This is a genomic window from Roseivirga sp. AWQ4_251 (genome assembly GCF_056158225.1).
Genome location: NZ_JBSWSW010000001.1, coordinates 3180716 through 3187999, shown reverse-complemented (window position 1 = coordinate 3187999; position 7284 = coordinate 3180716). Strand labels below are relative to the sequence as shown.

The window sequence follows — 7284 nt, the reverse complement described above, 5'->3', positions numbered from 1 at the left end:
GCCTGCCGTCTTGCATTGACCAGCAGAGAAGGGAAATTTTTATTGGACCTTTACTGGTTTCGAACTACTTTTTTAATTAGTTAGGGATGAAATACCTGACTAAACATTGAAATTCATTATCTATAACCTTTTCGTCTTTTCTAATCCTAACATTTTATGGGGTTTATCAGCATTGATTGTCCCTATTGTGATACATCTTTTTAATCTGAGGAAAGTAAAGAGAGTGCAGTTTTCTAATATTTCTCTATTGAAAAGAGTTCAAGAAGAAAGCTCGGCAAAAAGGAAGCCTGTTGAATTGCTTATACTCATCTCAAGGATTTTATTTATTGCTTTTTTGATTTTTGCGTTTGCTCAACCTCTCTTTAAGGACAATAACAATGATACAGTATTGAATGAAGATGCCTTAGTTTACTTGGATAACTCATTGAGTATGGATATGCCAATTGGTACACAACAGACTGGCTTTGACTTGGCCTATGCATTTTCAAATGGTATTGTGGATGCTTATCCTGAGTCTTCTAGGTTTCGGTTTCTGGAAAATGGTTATGGGAATTCGCTTAATACTAATTTTACAGCTTCTTCTATAAAGGATAGATTCACAGAATTGGAATTAACTGCCGCTAATAGATCCCTTAATGAGCTTCAATCTAGAATTTCTTCGTCAGGTTTTAGAGGAGATGTTTATTTGGTGTCTGACTTTCAGAGAGGTGATGGCTCAGGGTTTGATGCTATTGAAGGAGACAGTATTCGTCAGTATTATCTTCTTCCAATAATGGAGGAGACTGGTTCGAATCTCTATTTCGATACTGCTTATTTAGAAAACAGCTTTCTTCTAGGGGCGATGAAGAATAATCTAAATGTGGTTGTGAAAAATGAAGGGACAGAGAACATGGAAGGTGTAAATGTTAGACTATTTTTTGATGATCAGCTAGCTGCAACGGCTTTGTTAGATGTTTCTGCCAATGGAGTGACGGAACATAGCTTTGAGATTAATAGAGAAGAGAGCGGTTTGGAGCATGTTAAGATTACTCTGGATGACTTAAGGGTGGCTTTCGATAATGAAATATATTTAACACTAAACAATATAGAGCGAGTTAAGGTGAGCGAGGTTCGATCTTCTACTTCTAACTTGTTTGTTAAGAACTTATATGATGACAATGAGCTTTTTAACTATGAGAGTTTCGATGTTTCGAACTTGGATGTTAATGAGCTTTTGCAATCTGATATTATTATTCTTAATGAAATTCCAACCTTCTCAAATCAACTACTGGCCTCCCTCAAAACCTTTTTAGACAATGGAAAAACGTTACTAGTCATACCTTCTTCAAATACTAATTCTTCTTCTCTTTCGGAGCTTGGTTTAAGAGTGGTTATGGATTCTGGAGAAAGAATGCAGCTGTCTCAGCCTGATTTTGAGAATCCTTTTTTCAACGGAGTATTTGAAGAGTTGGATGAAGCCATAGCAATGCCTGAAGCTTCTTCTAAATTTAGATTGTTGAACAGTAGCGTAAGTTTGTTGAGCATGAAGAATGGAAGAGCTTTTTTGTCCACTGCCGAAATTAATCGCGGAAATGCATTTTTCTTTGCTAGCGATTTTAGCATTTCTTCAACCAGCTTCCCCAATCATTCTTTGTTTGTGCCTGTCATGTATAAGTTGGCTTTGGGGAGCAAGGCTAATCTTTCGCGTTTATATTATGTCACGGATGAGCAGACGATCACTTATCCTCTGAACGGTCCGCTGAGTTCGAATGATATCGTAAAACTGGAGCGTGACGGAGAAGAGATTGTGCCAGATCAGAGGTTGTCTGGTCAGAATTTGATTTTAGAAATACCTAAAGATGAGTTGAAAGCAGGTCATTATGTGATCATGAATGGAGAAGCAGAAATTGGGACGATAGCTTTTAACCAGCCAAAGTCAGAATCTAGTCTTGATAGATATTCTTTGGAAGAACTTGAAGAGATTGCGAATGCCCATAACCATATCACTTTGATTAATGCTGAAGATGGCGTTGATGTGGACCGAGCTTTAACAGCTGGCGTAAAAGGCATTGAACTGTGGAAGTACGCTCTCATTTTGGCGCTTCTTTTTCTTTTTGCAGAAATAATTTTAATCCGATATTTGTAACATGGAATTTTTAATCCGTGGTACCAAGGTAATCGACCCTTCTTCACCCCATCATTCTTCAATTAAAGACATTCTTATTCGCGATGGGGTAATTCAAAAAATTGATAATCATATAGACTTTGACGGCCAAATTATTGAACATCCAAACATGGAAGTTTCGGTAGGTTGGTTTGATATGAGAGCCCATTTTACTGATCCTGGTAAAGAGCATAAGGAAGATTTGGAATCGGGGTCAGAGGCTGCGGCTGCAGGAGGTTTCACCAATGTTATGCTTCTGCCAAATACCGATCCGGTAGTTTCTAATAAAAATGCGGTTAGCTATTATCAGAAGTGGAATAGAAATGCTTTGGTTACTTTACATCCTTCGGCAGCAGTTACATTGGGATGTAACGGAAAGGAACTGACAGAAATGATTGATTTGCATTCTGCCGGAGCTGTTGCTTTTACCGATGGAACTGAGCCTATTTGGCATACAGATATTCTTCTGAAAAGCCTTCAATACCTTCAAACCTTTAACGGTGTTTTGATCAATAGGCCTGAAGATAGAATGTTGACGGCTTTTGGTACCATGCATGAAGGAAAGGTGAGTACTTTATTGGGCATGAAAGGAATGCCTGAGCTTGCTGAAGAAGTAATGATCGACAGGGATATTGAGCTTTTAAAATACGCTGGAGGCAAAATCCATTTCAGTTTGCTATCGTCTGCCGGTGCTGTAGAAAGAGTAAGAAAAGCTAAAGCTGAAGGTCTGAATGTTACTGCCGATGTCGGTGTTCATCATTTGCTTTTTACCGATGAAAATCTTTCTGATTACGATACAAACTATAAAGTGAACCCTCCTTTCAGGTCTGAAAAGGATAGACAAGCCTTGATTGATGGTGTGAAGGATGGAACGATAGATGTTATTGTTAGTGATCATCAGCCGCATGATCAGGAATGTAAAAAGCTTGAATTTGATTTGGCCGATTTCGGTATAATCGGATTGCAGACTTTTTATTCAACTTTGAAAAGTGTTTTTGGAGACGTGACGGATGAAATTATTGAAAAAATCACAGTTGCCCCAAGAAGAGTTTTGGGACTAGAACGTCCATCGATTAAAGAAGGTGAACAAGCTTGTTTGACTTTGTTTTCTTCAGAACTAAACTGGGAGTATAACGAATCAACAAACTTGTCGAAATCACAAGCTTCTCCATTTTTGAGCCAAGTGTTGAAAGGAAAAGTAGTTGGAGTGGTGAATAACGGAGAATTAAAACTTAATGATTAAGATAGATCCAGCGCTAGCGCGCCATTCATTTAAGTACGGAGCAATAACGGCTGCCTTTACCATTTTTGCCTTTGTGGTGTTCTATTACATTGGTCAGCAGCCATGGCACAACCTGATTTCTTTTATTCTAGAAATTGTTATTGTTGGTGTTTTCTTGTTCATGGCGATTAAGGAGTTTAGAACCATGAACCATGGAGAACTTCGTTTTTACCATGGAATGACGGTTGGATTCATCGATTATCTGAGTGCCGCTGTACTATTCAGCCTTTTCTACTTCATTTTTATTAAGTGGATTGAACCTGGTTTTTTGGATAATTATATTTTGCTGGCTCAGGAAGATTTAATGGCTAGAAAGGAAATGCTGATTGCTGCTTTGGATGAGGAAACCTTTAACACGCAGTATAACTTGGTTTCAGAAACCTCAGCTGGGCTATTGGTTTTGGATGCGCTAATCAAAAGAGTTCTTATTGGCTTGGTTATAACTCCGGTTTTCTCGATTATTTTGAGAACTCCTCAACGGTAAAATATATCGCTGATCTTTCTCTAGGTTCGCTCAAGTAATTTATTGGCATATTCACCGGAATTCTGAATTACTTCCTGAAAAATGTTAATTTCAATTCATCAACCTTAATTTTTAACTATGGAAACAGATAAAAAAGTATTGATTAATTTTTCGCTTAAAGCAGGTTTGGTTATCGGTGCCATTTTTGGAGGTATAAGCATTCTTGCATATCTCATTAACGAGAACTTGATGGCCAATATGTGGTTTGGGATTTTCTCTTTAGTCCTCCTTATCGTAGCCGCTGTAATTGCCGCTTTAAAACTACGTACTGAAGTTGGTGGAGATATTAGTTTTGGAAATGCGTTTATGGGCATTGCTTTGATTGGTTTTACTTCATCAGTTGTAAACTGTATTTTCTCAATTCTATTGCACCATGCTATCGACCCAGATTTAGGGGGAAGATTGATGGAAATTACCATTCAAAATACTGAAGCCATGATGCGCAGATTTGGAGCTCCAGAAGATCAAATAGGCCCTGCTTTGGAAAAAGCAAGAGAGGCCGATTCTTATGGAGTAGGTTCTTTGATTATGGGTGGAGTTGTTTGGGGAGGAATTGTGGGTAATGCAATTATTAGCCTTATCTTGGCAGCCATTGTAAAACGAAACCGTTCTGAGGAAGAATTTTAGATTTTGATACAAATTTCAATAGTTATACCGCTTTTTAACGAAGAGGAATCACTACCTGAATTAGTAAATTGGATAAGCCGTGTCATGATTGAACACGGCTTAACTTATGAAATAGTGATGGTAGACGATGGAAGCACTGATGGATCGTGGGTTCAGATACAGTCGCTTTCGGCCAATTTTCCCATAAAAGCCCTCAAGTTTAATCGCAATTATGGAAAGTCTGCTGCCTTAAATGTAGGTTTTAAGCATACTAAAGGGGAAGTGGTAATAACTATGGATGCGGATTTACAAGACAGCCCAGATGAAATCCCCGAGCTTTATGCCATGATAAAGGGAGGCTATCATATGGTTTCAGGTTGGAAGAAGAAACGGCACGATCCCATTTCTAAAACCATTCCATCCAAATTTTTTAATGGCGTAACCCGAATTTTATCAGGAATTAAACTTCACGATTTTAATTGTGGGCTGAAGGCATACGACCATAAGCTAGTGAAAACACTGGATGTTTATGGCGAAATGCACCGCTATATTCCAGTAATTGCCAAGCGTAACGGCTTCACCAAAATTGGAGAAAAAGTTGTAGAGCACAGGGCTCGAAAATACGGAACTACCAAATTTGGCCTCGAACGTTTTATCAATGGGTTTCTGGATTTGATGTCCATCTCCTTTGTTTCTCGATACAAGAAAAGGCCCATGCACTTTTTCGGAACTTTGGGTACGCTTTCCTTTTTAGCCGGTTTCTTGTTTGTTGGATGGATTTCATGGAAAAAAATTGAAGCTATTTACATCCTGAAAACCAATGAATATCGAGATGTTATCGATCAACCTTTGTTCTTTTTAGCCTTGGCCGCCATTGTTATTGGTGTGCAGTTATTTTTGGCTGGATTCCTTGGTGAAATGATGACGATGAATTCCCAGCATAAAGATGATTACATCTTAGAAGAGACTATTGGCGTAGAAAAATGAGGTTGTATTCCGTAGTTATTCCTGTTTATAACCGACCTCAGGAAGTTGATGAATTGTTAGAATCACTGACTTATCAAACCTTCAAGAATTTTGAGGTTTTGATTATCGAAGATGGTTCGATAGAAAAGTGCGAGTCAATGGTTCGGAAATACGCGGATAGACTAGAGGTACATTACTTCTTTAAACCGAATTCCGGGCAAGGATTCAGCCGCAATTACGGATTTGAAAGAGCAAAAGGTGATTACATCATAGTCTTCGATTCAGACTGCTTGATTCCCTCTAACTACTTTCAAGTTGTTGATGATTATTTGAATGCAAACCCACTGGATGCATTTGGAGGCCCCGATAAAGCACATGCTTCTTTTTCTCCTCTTCAAAAAGCAATTAGTTATTCTATGACTTCTCCTTTTACCACAGGAGGTATTCGGGGCAATAAAAAACATGCTGGAACCTTCCATCCAAGAAGTTTCAATATGGGCATTTCAAAAGAAGTGTTTCGTAAAACTGGCGGTTATAAAATCACTAGAATGGGTGAAGATATTGAATTCAGTATTCGGGTGATTAATGCGGGCTTCAAAACTGGGCTAATTGCTGATGCCTTTGTGTATCACAAAAGGAGAACAAGTTTTAGTCACTTTTATAAGCAACTTCATTTTTTTGGTAGAGCTAGAATTAATGTGAATCGATTTTTTCCTGGTGAATTAAAATTGATCCATGCCATGCCAGCTTTTTTTACTTTAGGTTTATTGGTTTGGTTGCTCTGCTATTTTGTTTTTCCTATTCTATTCAAAATAGGTGCGGGGTTAATTGCGCTTTATGTCTTGGCTCTTTTCTTACATTCTAGCTTCATCAATAAAAGCATTAAAGTAGGAGCCATGAGTGTAATTGCCGGTTTTACCCAATTGATTGGCTATGGCATGGGTATGATGTCAGAAATTATAAGTCCTCGTGGAAATCAGCCCTTCGCGCAAAAATAGATTATCTCATTAGCAGGTAAGGCATATTTCTGAACGATCTCCTTGGGTAATTCCATTACAAATCTGTCCTCTTTTACGGTAAAGCCCGCTTTGGCAAGCCTATCTCCATAATCTAAGCCATAAAGTCTTTGGTGATCATTTTGCCAGAAAATCCTTTCTCTTTCTTTAGGATCGGTGATGGTTGGGTCTTCCAAAGTTTCCGTTCTTGTGTAATCTTGAGGAGATTGAATAATGGCCCAGCCGCCAGGTTTTAGAACTCTGTAAATTTCACTCATGGCTTTTACGTCATCATCCACATGTTCCATTACGTGATTACAGAAAACTACATCAAATGTGTTTTCATCGAAAGGAATATCATGCACGTCCATTTTCACGTCTGCCAAAGGGGATTCAAGGTCAGCCGTTGTGTAATCCAAATTCGGCATTGCTTTGAACTTGTCAATAAAACAGAGTTCTGGAGCTATATGTAAAAGTTTATGAGGCTTAGTGAAGAAATCCGTTCTATCCTTTAAATAGAGCCACATAAGCCGATGCCTTTCTAGGGAAAGAGAATCAGGACATAGCGCATTTTCTCTTGGCTTTAAACGTCCATACGGAAGAAATTTTCTGTAGCTGATTTCGCAAATTGGGCAGGTTACATTTTTCCCTCTCATAAATAAGCTCACCACTTTAAGAATATGGTGGCTGAAAAGTTGGAGATACTTTCTTGGGACCTTGCGAATAACTAAGCTGATCAGCTTTTTCATGAAAATTGCTTTTGCGCAAA

General features: G+C 38.4%; 7 protein-coding genes. 6 read left to right on the top strand and 1 reads right to left on the bottom strand.

Annotation, left to right across the window (positions count from 1 at the left end; genetic code table 11):
* Positions 1-106 precede the first annotated feature (106 nt).
* The 6 genes from ACXACJ_RS14010 to ACXACJ_RS13985 all read left to right on the top strand — a co-directional run bounded on the left by ACXACJ_RS14010 (position 107) and on the right by ACXACJ_RS13985 (position 6518).
* Entirely contained in the window at positions 107-2125 is a 2019-nt protein-coding gene (locus tag ACXACJ_RS14010; RefSeq protein WP_475135055.1) for a BatA domain-containing protein, read from the top strand.
* 1 nt (position 2126) lies between these two features.
* Positions 2127-3386, top strand: coding sequence for a dihydroorotase (locus ACXACJ_RS14005; protein ID WP_475135054.1), 1260 nt, complete (start codon positions 2127-2129; stop codon positions 3384-3386).
* Entirely contained in the window at positions 3379-3909 is a 531-nt protein-coding gene (locus ACXACJ_RS14000) for a DUF4199 domain-containing protein (protein ID WP_475135053.1), read from the top strand. The genes ACXACJ_RS14005 and ACXACJ_RS14000 overlap by 8 nt, the downstream gene beginning before the upstream one ends.
* Before the next feature lie 117 nt (positions 3910-4026).
* Positions 4027-4575, top strand: coding sequence for a DUF4199 domain-containing protein (locus tag ACXACJ_RS13995; RefSeq protein WP_475135052.1), 549 nt, complete (start codon positions 4027-4029; stop codon positions 4573-4575).
* A 3-nt stretch (positions 4576-4578) separates the two neighbouring features.
* Positions 4579-5541, top strand: coding sequence for a glycosyltransferase family 2 protein (locus ACXACJ_RS13990; protein WP_475135051.1), 963 nt, complete (start codon positions 4579-4581; stop codon positions 5539-5541).
* Positions 5538-6518, top strand: coding sequence for a glycosyltransferase family 2 protein (locus ACXACJ_RS13985; protein ID WP_475135050.1), 981 nt, complete (start codon positions 5538-5540; stop codon positions 6516-6518). Before ACXACJ_RS13990 ends, ACXACJ_RS13985 begins: the two co-directional genes overlap by 4 nt.
* Here the strand turns inward: ACXACJ_RS13985 and ACXACJ_RS13980 are convergent.
* Positions 6497-7264, bottom strand: coding sequence for a class I SAM-dependent methyltransferase (locus ACXACJ_RS13980; protein ID WP_475135049.1), 768 nt, complete (start codon positions 7262-7264; stop codon positions 6497-6499). The genes ACXACJ_RS13985 and ACXACJ_RS13980 overlap by 22 nt on opposite strands.
* Positions 7265-7284 lie beyond the last annotated feature (20 nt).

Coding starts and splice junctions, on each gene's coding strand:
- ACXACJ_RS14005 (WP_475135054.1), top strand. CDS start 2,127: ATGGAATTTTTAATCCGTGGTACCAAGGTAATCGACCCTTCTTCACCC.
- ACXACJ_RS14000 (WP_475135053.1), top strand. CDS start 3,379: ATGATTAAGATAGATCCAGCGCTAGCGCGCCATTCATTTAAGTACGGA.
- ACXACJ_RS13995 (WP_475135052.1), top strand. CDS start 4,027: ATGGAAACAGATAAAAAAGTATTGATTAATTTTTCGCTTAAAGCAGGT.
- ACXACJ_RS13985 (WP_475135050.1), top strand. CDS start 5,538: ATGAGGTTGTATTCCGTAGTTATTCCTGTTTATAACCGACCTCAGGAA.
- ACXACJ_RS13980 (WP_475135049.1), bottom strand. CDS start 7,264: ATGAAAAAGCTGATCAGCTTAGTTATTCGCAAGGTCCCAAGAAAGTAT.